A 14,244-nucleotide genomic window follows, 5' to 3' on the forward strand; every position below is an offset into this window, starting at 1 on the left:
AAGCCGGAGTATATCTTCGGTATTTGCGGCGGCTGGACTACCGACATCGCGGGAAAGCCCGCTCCCACTTTTTGGAATGCATTCCCCTGTGGGAGCGGGCTTGCCCGCGATGAGCCCCTATAAAACACTACAAATCCCTGGGCTAAATCCACTCGCCCCACTGCAATAAGAAGATCCCGATATTGGTCGTGATTGCCGCCATCAACGTGGTAATCACAATAATCGCCGCCGCCAGTTCATGATTGCCCTCGGCCTGGCGAGCCATGACAAAACTGGCGGCCGCGGTCGGGCTGCCGAAGTACAGAAACAGAATCCCCAATTCCGCCCCACGAAAGCCCCAGAGCCAGGCCCCAAGGGTCGCCAGCACCGGCAGGCCGATCATCTTCACCAGGCTGGAACTGAGCGCCATGTTGCCGCTCTTGCGCAACGCAGCCAGCGACAACGTGCCGCCAATGCAGATCAACGCCAGTGGCAACGTGGTCTGCGCCAGGTACTGCCCGGATGTCTCGAGCCAACCCGGCAAGGCGATCTTGAAATAGGCAAACGGCGCCGCCGCAAACACACTCATGATCAGCGGATTGACCATGACGCTTTTGCAGATGCTCCACGGATCGGACTTGATCACCGGGCTGTAGACTGCCAGCACAATGGTCGAGAGCGTGTTGTAAAACAGGATCACCAGCGCCGCGAGAATCGCCCCGAGGGAAATCCCGTAAGCGCCGTACATACTCGCCGCCAGTGCCAGGCCGATTACCCCGTTGTTGCCGCGAAAGGCGCCCTGGGTGTAGATCCCCCGGTCTTCACGCGGGCACTTCCAGATCGCCCAGCCCCAGGCAATGGCGAAACTTGCCAGGGTCGCAATCGAAAAGTAGATCAGCAGCGCCGGTTGCAACGCGGCGTTCAGGTCGGCATGCAGGATGCCCAGAAACAACAACGCCGGCATGGTGACGTTGAACACCAGGGCCGACGCGGTGTGGATGAAGTTGTCGTTGATCCAGTTGATGCGCTTGAGCAACACCCCCAAAAACAGCATGGCAAACACCGGCGCGGTGATGTTCAGGGTTTCGAGGAAGATTGCCAGCATGCCGGGGATAACCTTGGGTGAGCGTCGTTAGGGGGCTAATGATAAGCCACCCAGAGCATCGGCGTCTGGTAGACCGCTATCGCGGGCAAGCCGTGCTCCTACAGGTCGGCGTCGTACGCAATGGCGTGAACGACATAAAACCGTAGGAGCAAGGCTTGCCCGCGATGCAGGCGACTCGGTCTTACGTAATCGGCGCCGGGTTAAACAACGTGATGTCGTTATGCAGCTTGTGCTGCTCGGCCCACGTCTGTTTTTTGCCGCTGGCCACGTCCAGGTAGTAGTGGAACAACTCCCAGCCAAGCTCTTCGATCGATGCCCGCCCGGTGGCAATCCGCCCGGCATCGATGTCGATCAGGTCCGGCCAGCGTTGCGCCAGTTCCGTGCGGGTCGAGACCTTCACCACCGGCGCCATCGCCAAGCCATACGGCGTGCCACGCCCAGTGGTGAACACATGCAAGTTCATCCCCGCCGCCAACTGCAATGTCCCGCAGACAAAGTCACTGGCCGGGGTCGCGCAGAAGATCAGCCCTTTGCGCTTGAAGCGCTCGCCAGGGCCAAGCACCCCGTTGATCGCACTGCTGCCGGACTTGACGATCGAGCCCAGAGACTTCTCGACAATGTTCGACAGCCCGCCCTTTTTGTTACCCGGTGTGGTGTTGGCACTACGATCCGCTTCGCCCTTGGCCAGGTAGCGGTCGTACCAATCCATTTCCCGCACCAGTTCCTGGGCAACTTCCTCGGTTTCGGCACGGGAGGTCAGCAAGTAAATCGCATCGCGCACTTCAGTGACTTCGGAAAACATCACCGTCGCACCGGCACGCAGCAACAGGTCCGAGGCATACCCCAAGGCCGGGTTGGCGGTGATGCCGGAAAACGCATCGCTGCCACCGCACTGCATGCCCAGAATCAGCTCGGACGCCGGCACGGTTTCCCGGCGACGCTGATCGAGCTTCTTCAAACGGGTTTCGGCCAGCGCCATGATCTGCTCGATCATCTCGGTAAAACCGTGACTCGAGTCCTGCAAGCGGTACAGCCACGGCTCACTCAAATCCACGGAACTGTCGTTGTCGTGCATGACCTGTCCGGCCTGCAATTTCTCGCAGCCCAGGCTGATCACCAAGGCTTCGCCACCCAGGTTCGGGTTGCGCGCCAGGTTGCGCACGGTGCGGATCGGGATGTACGCGTCCGCCGCCGTAATCGCCACACCACAGCCATAACTGTGGGTCAGCGCCACCACGTCATCGACGTTCGGGTACTTGGGCAGCAACTCGTCCTTGATGCGCTTGACCGCATGGTCCAGCACGCCCGTGACGCACTGAACAGTCGTGGTGATACCAAGAATGTTGCGCGTGCCGACGGTGCCGTCGGCGTTGCGATACCCCTCGAACGTATAGCCGTCGAGCGGGGCCTGCGCCGCCGGCACTTCGGTGGACAGCGGCAAGCTGTCCAGCGGTGGCGCGGTGGGCATGCGCAGTTGATCTTCCTTGACCCAGCTGCCGCGCGGAATCGGCTGCAACGCGTAGCCAATGGTCTGGCCGTAACGAATTACCTGGCCGCCTTCGGGAATGTCTTCCAGAGTGACTTTGTGGCTTTGTGGCACGAAGTCCACGGTCACCAGGCCATCGGAAAACTCGGTGCCGGCTGGCACGCCCTGGTCATTGACCACGATCACTACGTTGTCCCGCTCGTGCAGGCGGATGTAGCGCGGCGAGTCGGAATGTTCAATCAACTGCATGACGCCGCTCCTCAGGAATGCGCTTGTGACAATTTGTTATTTGTTTCAGGACCGCTGACTGGCGGCTCTTTGAGCACCACACGCTTGATCGGACCCACGATCACCAGGTAGCTGAACACCGCAACCAGTGCGTTGCAACCGACAAACACCAACGCCCATTTGAACGAGCCGGTGGAGCTGATGATGTAGCCGATCACGATTGGGGTGGTGATCGACGCGATGTTGCCGAACATGTTGAACAGGCCGCCACTCAAACCGGCGATCTGTTTCGGCGAGGTGTCGGAGACCACTGCCCAGCCCAATGCGCCAACGCCTTTACCGAAGAACGCCAGGGCCATGAAACCCACGACCATCCATTCGATGTCGACGTAGTTGCAGGCCACGATGCTGCTGGAAACCAGCAAACCCGCGATGATCGGTGCCTTGCGGGCGAAGGTCAGCGAATGGCCCTTGCGCAGCAGATAGTCGGAAATCACCCCGCCCAGCACACCACCGATGAAACCGCAGATCGCTGGCAACGAAGCAATGAACCCGGCCTTGAGGATGGTCATGCCGCGCTCTTGCACCAGGTACACCGGGAACCAGGTCAGGAAGAAGTAGGTGATGGCGTTGATGCAGTACTGGCTCAAATACACGCCGAGCATCATGCGGTTGGTCAGCAACTGACGCACGTAATCCCATTTCGGGCCTTCAACACGCTTGCCGGCTTCCTGGCCTTTGGTTTTGTCCTGGTCCATGTCGACCATGCCGCCATTGTCAGCAATGTGCTTGAACTCGGCGTCATTGATCATCGGGTGCTGGCGCGGGCTGTGGATGACTTTCAGCCAGATCAGCGAGAACACGATGCCGATGCTGCCCATCACCACAAACACGTGCTGCCAGCCAAACGTGAAGACGATCCAGCCCATCAGCGGAGCAAACAACACGGTGGCAAAGTATTGCGCCGAGTTGAAGATCGCCGAAGCCGTGCCACGTTCAGCGGTCGGGAACCAGGCCGCGACAATGCGTGCGTTACCCGGGAAGGATGGCGCTTCGGCCAGGCCCACCAGGAAGCGCAGCATGAACAGCGCAACCACCGCCGTGGACATGCCGAACTCACCGACATAGCCCTGCAACACGGTGAACAGCGACCAGGTGAAGATGCTGAGCGCGTAGATTTTTTTCGAGCCGAAACGGTCCAGCAACCAGCCACCGGGAATTTGCCCGGCCACGTAGGCCCAACCGAATGCAGAGAAGATATAACCGAGGGTGACCGCGTCAATGCCGAGGTCTTTTTGCAGGCTGGAGCCCGCGATGGCGATAGTGGCCCGGTCGGCATAGTTGATCGTGGTCACCAGGAAAAGCATGAGCAAAATCAAATAGCGGACGTGAGTCGGCTTGGTCGCTTGCATGTAGATGTACTCCCACTGATTATTTTTATGCGCGGGTGAAACTGTTTATCCCTGTAGGAGCTGTCGAGCGAAACGAGGCTGCGATCTTTTGATCTTTAAAAGCAAAGATCGCAGCCTCGTTTCACTCGACAGCTCCTACAGGGAGTGCGGTATCCGGGGATACCGCGATGTGTCAGGAGCCGATGTAGCTAGTCTTCACGACCGTGTAGAACTCTTGCGCGTAGCGACCTTGCTCGCGAGATCCATAGGATGAACCTTTACGCCCACCGAATGGAACGTGGTAATCCACGCCAGCGGTCGGCAGGTTGACCATCACCATCCCGGCCTGGGAGTGGCGCTTGAAGTGGTTGGCGTACTTCAACGACGTGGTGGCGATGCCCGCCGACAGACCGAACTCGGTGTCGTTGGCCATGGCCAGTGCCGCTTCGTAATCCGCGACGCGAACCACGTTGGCCACCGGGCCGAAGATCTCTTCGCGGCTGATGCGCATCGCGGCTTCGCTGTCGGCAAACAGGGTTGGCGCGAGGAAGTAGCCTTCGGTGTCGCAGGTCACCAGACCACCGCCGCTGACCAGACGCGCACCTTCGGACTGGCCGATGTCGATGTACTTCATGTCCTGTTCAAGCTGCGCTTGCGAAACGACCGGGCCGATGTCGGTGCCGGCTTTCAACGCGTGGCCGACCTTGATCGACTTCATGCGTTCGGCCACGGCTTCGACGAACTTGTCGTGGATGCCGGAGGTGACGATGAAACGGCTCGAAGCAGTGCAACGCTGGCCGGTGGAGTAGAACGCGCTCTGCACCGACAGCTCGACCGCTTGCTTGAGGTCGGCGTCGTCGAGAATGATCTGCGGGTTCTTGCCACCCATTTCCAGCTGAACCTTGGCCTGACGCGACACACAGCTGATCGCGATCTGACGACCGACACCGACGGAACCGGTGAAGCTGATGCCGTCGACTTTCGGGCTCTGCACCATCGCATCGCCAACCACACGACCACTGCCCATCACCAGGTTGAACACACCGGCCGGGAAGCCTGCGCGGGAGATGATTTCGGCCAGGGCCCAGGCGCAACCCGGCACCAGATCGGCCGGCTTGAGCACCACGCAGTTGCCGTAGGCCAGGGCCGGGGCGATTTTCCATGCAGGGATAGCGATCGGGAAGTTCCACGGCGTGATCAGGCCAACCACGCCGAGCGCTTCGCGGGTCACTTCAACGTTCACACCCGGGCGTACCGACGGCAGGTAGTCGCCGGACAGACGCAGGCATTCACCGGCGAAAAACTTGAAAATATTACCGGCGCGGGTCACTTCACCAATGGCTTCAGGCAGGGTCTTGCCCTCCTCCCGAGCCAGCAAGTTGCCGAGTTCTTCGCGACGGGCGAGGATTTCAGTACCGACTTTATCCAGCGAATCGTGACGTGCCTGGATGCCCGAAACGGACCAGGCCGGGAACGCAGCGCGAGCGGCGTCGATCGCGGCGTGAACCTGAGCCAGATCGGCCTTGGCGTAATTGCCAATGGTGTCGGTCAGTTCAGACGGGTTGATATTGGCGCAGTACTCACTGCCCGCTACCCACTCACCATTGATGTAGTTATCAAAACGCTTTGCATCTGCCACGAGATGTTCTCCTCACGCAAAAGGCCGCTGACGAGTCAGCGGCCTTGCTTAATCGAAAGTGTTACTGCGCGCCCTGCTTGTCGATCAGTGCGGCGAGCATTTCGTACTCTTCGCGGGTCAGATCGGTCAGCGGTGCACGCACAGGACCTGCGTCATAGCCGGCAATTTTTGCCCCGGCCTTGACGATGCTCACGGCATAACCGGCCTTGCGGTTACGGATGTCCAGGTATGGCAGGAAGAAGTCGTCGATGATCTTGCCGACGGTGGCGTGATCTTCACGAGCGATCGCGTGGTAGAAGTCCATCGCGGTTTTCGGGATGAAGTTGAACACCGCCGAGGAGTAAACCGGCACGCCCAACGCCTTGTAGGCAGCGGCGTAGACTTCAGCGGTCGGCAAGCCGCCCAGGTAGCTGAAACGGTCACCGAGACGGCGACGGATCGACACCATCAGCTCGATATCGCCCAGGCCATCCTTGTAGCCGATCAGGTTCGGGCAGCGCTCGGCCAGACGTTCCAGCAGCGGCGCGGTCAGGCGGCAGACGTTACGGTTGTAAACCACCACGCCGATTTTTACCGATTTGCACACGGCCTCAACGTGGGCGGCAACGCCGTCCTGGCTGGCTTCGGTCAGGTAGTGCGGCAGCAGCAACAAGCCTTTGGCGCCCAGACGCTCGGCTTCCTGTGCGTATTCGATGGCTTGACGGGTCGAACCGCCAACACCGGCCAGGATCGGCACGCTGGTTTCGCAGGTATCGACGGCCGTCTTGATGATTTCCGAATATTCGCTGGCCGCCAGAGAGAAGAACTCACCGGTACCGCCTGCGGCGAACAACGCCGTGGCGCCGTATGGGGCCAGCCATTCGAGACGCTTGATGTAGCCCGCGCGATGGAAATCGCCCTGAGCATTGAAATCGGTAACCGGGAAAGACAGCAGACCGGAAGAGAGGATGGACTTCAGTTCTTGTGGATTCATTATTCGAACACCCTGGGTAGCAACGTATGTGTGTGTGTGTGTGAGAAACCGTTCAGCTTTCGCCGAGTTGTAGGTCATCGTACAACTTAAATAATAACCGTCAACTGCATTTCATCGCCGGCTGCATTTTTATGTAGGAGAGGCTCCTTCCTTGACGTAGGAAATTTCTCGGCTAAGATCGATTTAACTGTATACACATACAGTTATTTTGAAATCTGCCTACGACATATCAAGGAGATAGAAATGTCAGCTCTACACACAAAACCTCAGGAAACACCGAAACAGGTCATTGCCAATCTGGATGATCTTTTTACTGAACGCGGCATTACCGTCAGCGACAACGAACACGTAGTGCTGCACCTTGCCGAGCAACACATCGCGGCTCCTCAACCGCCTGCCTCAACCTCCGCGAGTGCTCTGAAAGGCAAGCCACAGCTACGTTTCGAGGGGGGTGAACACACCGCCATCGGCGACACCACGCTGCTGCGTTTCGTCAAGGATGCCCCGGCCATTCCAGCGGCCCAAGTTGAATTGCACCTGCCCAATGGCCTGGCGCTGACCTATGGCCAAGTGGTTGCGTTGGGAGGTGATTTCTATGGCATTCCCGATCAGCCCGTCAGCGAAGGCGCCACGCCTGCGGAGCGTATCCAGCGCTTTGCCAATGCCTTCAATTCACTCGCTATGCTGCCGGCCGCCAATGCCGAGGCCAAGCAGATCCTCGCCGTGATGCAGAAGGAAATCGCCGCCGTTAATCAGGCGATCCGGGAAGGCAAACAACCTCACGAGGTTTATGACGCCTTGGGAGATACGTTGTCGGAAGAGTGGAACAAGATCACCGGCGGCGGCAGTTTTGTCTCGGCCCTGTTCCCGTTGGGGCGCTATCTGAAATTGGCCGCCAACAACACCGACCATTTTGCTGAAGGGGCGCTGGCGGCCTACATCGCCGGGCATACGGTGGCGGTGCAGCAAGCGGTTCTGGCGAAAAGCAGTGGCGACGAAAAACAGCTGGAAATCGCCTACGCGATGAATGCCTTTGCTGATCATTACCTGACCGACCTGTTCTCCGCCGGCCACCTGCGTGTGCCGCGCAAGCAATTGGCAGCGGTGGTCACACCCAGCGACCTGGGCTCGTTGATCACCCGTTTCATGCACGATGAAGACAGCAAATTCGGCCTCAATGTGCGCAACGGCAATGGCGACCAATGGCGGGCCTATGGCGACAAACGCTACTTTGACGCGATCGACAGCGCCAACCGCGTGCAGGTCAATCAAGCGGTGCAGGCGTCTGCGGATGAGATCTTCGCGACGTACCTCAGCGGAGTCGCTCCATCGCCGAGCAACTTCAGCGCCTTGAAAAAGCTGCCGGACCTGCAAGCCGTGCTGAACCCGGCGGGCAATTTCTCGCCGCTGTTCAGGGTCGAGGGCAGCAAAGTGCTGCGACGCAAGGACGTCAACAACCTGAACGACACCGCCACCGTCGACGACTGGTGGGGCTGGAGCACCTACTTGCTGCTCAAGGACTACACACCCACCGGCAACGTTGCCTGATAAGGAGATCCATGATGACGATCAAATTGAAACTGGAACTTGCTTCGGGCCAATCAATGAACGGTGCGCCGCTGGAGTTATTGTCCAAGGGCGTGGTGATTGCGCGGGCGGTGGTGAATGGGCGTGGGGACGTGGTGTTTGATGCCAAGCCTGGGGTGGCTGGATTGGCGGTGAGGGTGGATCGGTCAATCCTGCGTACTGGCTGATTTTTTCATCAGGGCTACTGGCCCAATCGCGAGCAAGCTCGGCTCCCACAGGTTTTGTGTCGATCACAACCGTGTGAACGCACACAAGACACTGTGGGAGCCGAGCTTGCTCGCGATGGCATTCCAGCAGACAGCAGAAAACTCCGAACCAGAAAATTAACCCCGCTGCGCCTCAGCCTCTTCATGCGCATGACGCAGCCGCTCACGGCTATTGGTCAAGTGCAAACGCATCGCCGCTCGCGCCGCATCGGAATCCTGGCGAGCGATGGCGTCGTAAATCTCTTCGTGCTCACGACTCAGGCGATTCATGTAGTGCTGCTGGTCGTCATGGGCCAGGCGCGCCGAGTTCAGCCGCGTGCGCGGAATGATGCTGGTGCCCAGGTGGGTCATGATGTCGGTGAAGTAGCGGTTTCCGGTTGCCAGGGCAATTTGCAGGTGGAACTGGAAATCCGAGGCGACCGCATCGCTGGCGTGGGAAGCGCTTTCGTTCAGGGCGTCCAGTGCGGCTCTCATCAGACCCAACTGCTCAGGGCTGCGGCGTTGCGCGGCGAGGCCGGCGGATTCGACTTCGAGGCTGATGCGCAATTCCAGAATCGCCAACACGTCACGCAGGGTCACCACCGTCGCCGGGTCGATACGGAAGCCGCTCGGGCTCGGCGTATCGAGCACGAAGGTGCCGATGCCATGGCGGGTTTCCACCTGCCCGGCCGCCTGCAAGCGGGAAATCGCTTCGCGCACCACGGTGCGGCTGACGCCATGGGCGTCCATGATCGCCGACTCGGTGGGCAATTTGTCGCCGCGCTTGAGGAGACCGTCGCGGATCTGCTCGGACAGCACCGTCACCAATTCCTGTGCGAGGCTGCGGCGCTTGCGAGGGAGGCGGGGTGCGTCAATCGGGTTTTCCATGGTGAACATCTGTCTCGAAAATTCGGCTGAAACCGCATCATAGCTCAACGCGGTTGTACGATCACCGTCGGTGAATATCGCCCGCCGTAGGAGCAAGGCTTGCCCGCGATGGCCATTACTCGGTCTATCCGAGCGACTGCGTTATCGTTCATCGCGGGCAAGCCTTGCTCCTACGGGCATTGTGGTGTTCAGGCGGTCACGGTCTGGTCCACCAAATGGCCGTTCTCGATGCGAACATGCCGTGGATGGAAACGCTTCAGGCTGCTGCGATGCCCGACGCTGATAATGCTCAGCCCTGGCAACTCATCGATCAGCGCTTGATACAACGAAGCCTCATCCTCTTCGTCCATCGCCGACGTCGCTTCGTCCATGTACAGCCATTGCGGGGCGTACAGCAGCGCGCGGGCAAATGCCAAACGTTGCTGTTCACCCGGCGAGAGCATGCGCTGCCAGTGGTTGGCTTCATCCAGACGTCCAACAAGATGCGGCAATCGGCAGGTTTCCAGCACGTGAACGTAGCGTTCTTGCGTATAGGTATCGCCAGGCTGTGGATAACTCAGCACTTCGCGCAGGCTGCCAATCGGCAGATAAGGCTTTTGCGGCAGGAACAGGTAGCGCGCCGATGGCAGGCGAATGCTGCCGTGGCCGCGCGGCCACAAGTGCCCCATGGCTCGCAACAAGGTCGACTTGCCGCTGCCGGAACGCCCGCTGAGCATGACACGCTCGCCCTCTTCCACCGCCATATCGGCGTTGGTCAGCAAGTGACGACCGTCCGCCAGATCGAGGCCCAGGTTGTGGATCTTCAGTTCCGTGCCCTGATTCTGCACGTCGATGGCCTGCTGGCGCTCTTCATTGTCGGTCATGGCCTGACGGAAGCTGAGCAGACGGTCACAGGTGGCACGCCATGAGGCGAGGTTCTGATACGCACTGATAAACCAGCTGAAGCTTTCCTGCACATTGCCGAATGCCGAGCTGATTTGCATCAGCTCACCGAGTTCGATCTTGCCGGAGAGGTAACGCGGCGAGGCAACAATGAACGGGAAAATGATGGCCGCCTGGCTGTAACCGGCGGTAAAGAATGTCAGGCGTTTGGACACTTTCATGATGTCCCAGAAGTTATGCCAGACCATTCCGAAGCGGCCGCTCAACCGACGATTTTCGTTCGGCTCTCCGTTATATAACGCAATGCTTTCGGCATTCTCGCGAATCCGTACCATGGAGAAACGCAGGTCGGCTTCGAAGCGTTGTTGTTGGTTGTTCAGACCGATCAAGCGGCGACCGATCAAATGCGTCAACCAGCTGCCTACCACTGCGTAAACCAGTACGCACCAGAACATGTAGCCGGGAATAGTGATACCGAAGACTTCAATACTGCCCGACACGCCCCACAGAATGATCGAGAACGACACCAGGCTGACGATATTGCGCAGCAGCCCGATACCCAGCTCAAGGGTGTTGGAGGTGAAGTTGTTAAGGTCTTCGGAAATCCGCTGGTCCGGGTTATCGGTGTAACCGCCCTGCTCCAGCTGGTAGTAGTTTTTGTTGCCGAGCCAACGGGCAAAGTGCTTCTCCGTCAGCCAGGCTCGCCAGCGGATGGTCAGCATCTGTGTCAGATAAAGCCGGTACACCGCACCGACAATCGCCACGGCGGCAATCACGCAGAAATACAGAATCAGCTGCCAGAACGCGGCTTCATCTTTCTTTTGCAAGGCGTTGTAGAAGTCCTTGTACCAGGTGTTGAACCACACCGAGATTCCCACGCTGATCAGCGACAGCGCAATCACTGCAATCAACAGCGTCCAGGCCTTGGCCTTCTCTTCACTTTGCCAATAGGGCGTGATAATCGCCCAGACTTTGCGGAAAAACTGCCCGCGCACGGCATCGTTGACCGCGGAATATTCAGCGTTCTGATTCATGAATAAGGCTCGATAGAGAAAAGAACACGCACGAACCGATCATAGTAGATCGGCTCGGGTTATCGCGAGGACTCTGACGATGATCGTTCAGCGTCCGTTCAGCGACGCACGGGGCGCTTCTGTAGTTTGCGCTGCAAGGTGCGGCGGTGCATGCCCAGGGCGCGAGCGGTGGCAGAGATATTGCCTTCGTGCTCGGTCAGCACGCGCTGGATGTGTTCCCACTGCAAACGGTCCACCGACATCGGGTTTTCCGGCACCAGGGAATCGAGGTCAGCGTGCTCGGAAAGCAGCGCAGCCAGCACGTCGTCGGCGTCGGCCGGTTTGCACAGGTAATTGCAGGCGCCGCGCTTGATCGCCTCGACGGCGGTGGCAATGCTCGAATAACCGGTGAGGATCACCACGCGCATTTCCGGGTCCAGTTCAAGCAGTTTGGGCAGCAAGACCAAACCCGAGTCGCCGTCCATTTTCAAGTCCAGCGCGGCGTAATCCGGCAGATCGGCCTGAGCGATGGTCAGGCCTTCTTCGGCAGAGCCTGCAGTGCTGACGCGAAAACCGCGGCGGGCCATGGCGCGTGCCATCACGCGGGTGAAGGTGGCATCGTCGTCGACCAACAGCAAATGCGGCAGTTCTTCGCCTTCAACTTGGATATCGTCACTCATGTTCGTCTCCTCGGGCGACACGGGGCAGGCGCAGCTCGGTGAGCGTGCCGCCTTCCTCATGACTGTAGAGTTTCACTGAGCCGCCGGCGCGTGTCACGCTGGCCTTGCTCAAAAACAGGCCCAGGCCGAAACCTTTGCCCTTGGTGGTAAAAAACGGTTTGCCGATCTGCTCGGCGATGGCCAGCGGCACACCGGCGCCGTGGTCACGAATGCTGATGGTCAGGTTTTCAAAATCCCAGTCCAGCGTCACTTGCAGCCCTTCGGGGCAAGCATCGGCGGCGTTGTTCAGCAAATTCAGCAACGCCTGGGTCAGGTCCGGTGGCGGCGCCATGCGCGGCACGGTGCCCTGCCCCAGGCGCTGGAACCGGTAACTGGCTTCCGGGCGCATCAGGTGCCAGCGGTTCAGCGCTTCATCGAGCCAGTCGGTGACGTCCTGCATCTCCACCGCCAAGCGGCGATTGGCTTCGGCGGCACGCACCAGTTGCTGCAAGGTTTCTTTGCAGGCCTTGACCTGATCCTGCAGCACCTTCAGATCATCCTGCAACATCGGGTCTGGATGATCCTGTTGCATCTCTTTGAGCAACACGCTCATGGTCGCCAGCGGCGTGCCCAATTCGTGAGCCGCACCAGCCGCTTGCGTCGCAACAGCCAGCAATTGCTGGTCACGCAGGCCTTCCTCGCGACGAATGGCACGCAGCTCTTCCTGACGGCGCAACTCTTCGGCCATGCGCGCAGCGAAAAAGGTAATCACCGCCGCAGCCAGCGCGAAGCTCAGCCACATGCCGTAGACCTGCAGGTTTTCCCGGGCAATCGGGAAGGTTTGCAACGGATAGAAACGCGCCAGCAGCAAGGTGTACATCGTCAAGGCGATACCGGACAGGATCACCGAATAGCGCCAGGGCAAGGTCACAGCGGCAATCGTCAACGGCACCAGGTAATAAGAGACGAACGGGTTGGTCGAGCCACCGGAGAAATACAACAGGGCGCTGTGGATAAACAGGTCGCAGGCCAGCTGCAGCGCGTATTCGAGCTCCGTCACCGGCCACGACGTGCGCAGGCGAACCGCCGTGAATACGCACAGCAGCGTCGAGCAGGCGAGGGTCATTGCCAGTTGCACCCACGGCAGCGGCAGCAGGTCCAGCCAGTAGGCCAACCCCACGGAACCGGCCTGAGCGGCGAGCACCAATGTGCGGATGAACGTCAGCCGCCAGAGGTTCTGGCGAGTAGCAGAAGTGATTTGAACGGGGGCGAGCATGAGCTCTCCTGATGAGCGCTCCAGGCGGATCGCACGGAGTATAACCAAGCGCGGGGGCTGGCAGGCAAAAGTGCGGCAAACCGCCACATGGCAATGGCCAACACAAACCCTTGTAGCAGCTACAGGCGATCGCGTTGATCTGTATAGAAGTTGTAACTGGGCGAACCGGATCATTAAAGCTAGAGTCTGATGGTTTCACGCAGGCTTGGACCTGACACCTGCGCACCGCCCAAGGAGTTTTCATGCACACATTTCGCCGCAGCGCCGCCCTTCTCGCCCTGAGCATTGGCACCCTCGCCAGCCTCCCGACCCTGGCCGCCGACGAGCTGCACTACAACCAGATCTCCCTGCGCGCTGAAGTCAGCCAGGAAGTGGCTCGCGACCTGATGATCGTGACCCTCTACACCGAAGAACAAAACACCGACCCGGCCAAACTCGCCGCCGACGTCAGCACCACCATGAACAAAGCGCTGGCCCAGGCCAAACAAGTCAAAGACATCACCTTGCGCCAGGGCAGCCGCAACAGCTACCCGATCTACGACACCAAGGGCCAGAAAATCACCGGCTGGCGCGAACGCGCCGAACTGCGCCTGGAAAGCTCCGACTTTGCCGCCCTGTCGAAATTGACCGGCGAACTGCTGACCGACCTGAAAATGGGCGGCATGGACTTCGCCATCGCCACGCCAACCCGCAAGGCCAGTGAAGACGCGCTGCTCAAAGATGCCGTGACGGCCTTCAAGGCCCGCGCGCAACTGGCGACCGATGCACTGGGCGGCAAGAGCTACAAAATCGTTAACCTGAACCTGAACAGCAACGGTTATCCACAACCCTACATGCGCGGGCCGATGATGATGAAAGCTGCCGCAATGGATTCGGCGCCGGTGACCCCGGATGTGGAAGCCGGCACCAGCCAGGTCAGCATGACGGCGGATGGGTCGATTGAAGTGTTGATG

12 protein-coding genes are annotated in these 14,244 nt (G+C 59.4%); 3 read left to right on the forward strand and 9 right to left on the reverse strand.

Annotated features, from left to right (window positions below; all coding sequences use genetic code 11):
- Positions 1-142 precede the first annotated feature (142 nt).
- The 5 genes from AC1D2P_RS27845 to kdgD form a co-directional block, all read right to left on the reverse strand.
- On the reverse strand, positions 143-1,084 hold the full coding sequence (locus AC1D2P_RS27845) for an AEC family transporter (protein ID WP_223523712.1): 942 nt from the start codon (positions 1,082-1,084) through the stop codon (positions 143-145).
- Between the two features lie 181 nt (positions 1,085-1,265).
- A complete protein-coding gene (garD, locus tag AC1D2P_RS27850; RefSeq protein WP_109787856.1) occupies positions 1,266-2,819 on the reverse strand; it encodes a galactarate dehydratase in 1,554 nt (517 codons plus the stop codon).
- Positions 2,820-2,830: 11 nt separating this feature from the next.
- Complete coding sequence (locus AC1D2P_RS27855) at positions 2,831-4,210, reverse strand: MFS transporter (RefSeq protein WP_046026846.1); 1,380 nt, start codon at positions 4,208-4,210, stop codon at positions 2,831-2,833.
- 172 nt (positions 4,211-4,382) lie between these two features.
- Positions 4,383-5,828: an aldehyde dehydrogenase family protein gene (locus tag AC1D2P_RS27860; protein ID WP_477757723.1), complete on the reverse strand. Its 1,446-nt coding sequence runs from the start codon at positions 5,826-5,828 to the stop codon at positions 4,383-4,385.
- A 61-nt stretch (positions 5,829-5,889) separates the two neighbouring features.
- The gene (gene kdgD / locus AC1D2P_RS27865) at positions 5,890-6,801 is read right to left on the reverse strand and encodes a 5-dehydro-4-deoxyglucarate dehydratase (protein ID WP_046026848.1); all 912 of its coding nucleotides are present in this window, start codon (positions 6,799-6,801) and stop codon (positions 5,890-5,892) included.
- Between the two features lie 243 nt (positions 6,802-7,044).
- Between kdgD and AC1D2P_RS27870 the strand changes: the two genes are divergently transcribed.
- On the forward strand, positions 7,045-8,349 hold the full coding sequence (locus AC1D2P_RS27870; protein ID WP_477757722.1) for a phospholipase: 1,305 nt from the start codon (positions 7,045-7,047) through the stop codon (positions 8,347-8,349).
- A gap of 14 nt (positions 8,350-8,363) precedes the next feature.
- Entirely contained in the window at positions 8,364-8,555 is a 192-nt protein-coding gene (locus AC1D2P_RS27875; protein WP_109787852.1) for a hypothetical protein, read from the forward strand.
- Positions 8,556-8,711: 156 nt separating this feature from the next.
- Here AC1D2P_RS27875 and AC1D2P_RS27880 read toward each other — a convergent pair whose 3' ends face one another.
- From AC1D2P_RS27880 to AC1D2P_RS27895, 4 genes are all read right to left on the reverse strand, one after another.
- Positions 8,712-9,461, reverse strand: a complete 750-nt coding sequence (locus AC1D2P_RS27880) for a FadR/GntR family transcriptional regulator (RefSeq protein ID WP_175648959.1) — start codon at positions 9,459-9,461, stop codon at positions 8,712-8,714.
- Positions 9,462-9,649: 188 nt separating this feature from the next.
- Positions 9,650-11,377 (reverse strand): ABC transporter ATP-binding protein/permease, encoded by a 1,728-nt coding sequence (locus tag AC1D2P_RS27885; RefSeq protein WP_109787851.1) that lies wholly within the window; start codon positions 11,375-11,377, stop codon positions 9,650-9,652.
- Between the two features lie 98 nt (positions 11,378-11,475).
- Positions 11,476-12,036, reverse strand: coding sequence for a response regulator transcription factor (locus tag AC1D2P_RS27890; protein ID WP_046026852.1), 561 nt, complete (start codon positions 12,034-12,036; stop codon positions 11,476-11,478).
- Complete coding sequence (locus AC1D2P_RS27895) at positions 12,029-13,291, reverse strand: ATP-binding protein (protein WP_046026853.1); 1,263 nt, start codon at positions 13,289-13,291, stop codon at positions 12,029-12,031. The genes AC1D2P_RS27890 and AC1D2P_RS27895 overlap by 8 nt, the downstream gene beginning before the upstream one ends.
- Positions 13,292-13,533: 242 nt before the next feature.
- Between AC1D2P_RS27895 and AC1D2P_RS27900 the strand changes: the two genes are divergently transcribed.
- A partial coding sequence (locus AC1D2P_RS27900) for an SIMPL domain-containing protein (RefSeq protein ID WP_477811694.1) occupies positions 13,534-14,244 on the forward strand: 711 nt, incomplete at its 3' end.

It is taken from the genome of Pseudomonas sp. P1_F1_2, assembly GCF_056405815.1.

Coding starts and splice junctions, on each gene's coding strand:
- AC1D2P_RS27845 (WP_223523712.1), bottom strand. CDS start 1,084: ATGCTGGCAATCTTCCTCGAAACCCTGAACATCACCGCGCCGGTGTTT.
- garD (WP_109787856.1), bottom strand. CDS start 2,819: ATGCAGTTGATTGAACATTCCGACTCGCCGCGCTACATCCGCCTGCAC.
- AC1D2P_RS27855 (WP_046026846.1), bottom strand. CDS start 4,210: ATGCAAGCGACCAAGCCGACTCACGTCCGCTATTTGATTTTGCTCATG.
- kdgD (WP_046026848.1), bottom strand. CDS start 6,801: ATGAATCCACAAGAACTGAAGTCCATCCTCTCTTCCGGTCTGCTGTCT.
- AC1D2P_RS27870 (WP_477757722.1), top strand. CDS start 7,045: ATGTCAGCTCTACACACAAAACCTCAGGAAACACCGAAACAGGTCATT.
- AC1D2P_RS27875 (WP_109787852.1), top strand. CDS start 8,364: ATGACGATCAAATTGAAACTGGAACTTGCTTCGGGCCAATCAATGAAC.
- AC1D2P_RS27880 (WP_175648959.1), bottom strand. CDS start 9,461: ATGGAAAACCCGATTGACGCACCCCGCCTCCCTCGCAAGCGCCGCAGC.
- AC1D2P_RS27885 (WP_109787851.1), bottom strand. CDS start 11,377: ATGAATCAGAACGCTGAATATTCCGCGGTCAACGATGCCGTGCGCGGG.
- AC1D2P_RS27890 (WP_046026852.1), bottom strand. CDS start 12,036: ATGAGTGACGATATCCAAGTTGAAGGCGAAGAACTGCCGCATTTGCTG.
- AC1D2P_RS27895 (WP_046026853.1), bottom strand. CDS start 13,291: ATGCTCGCCCCCGTTCAAATCACTTCTGCTACTCGCCAGAACCTCTGG.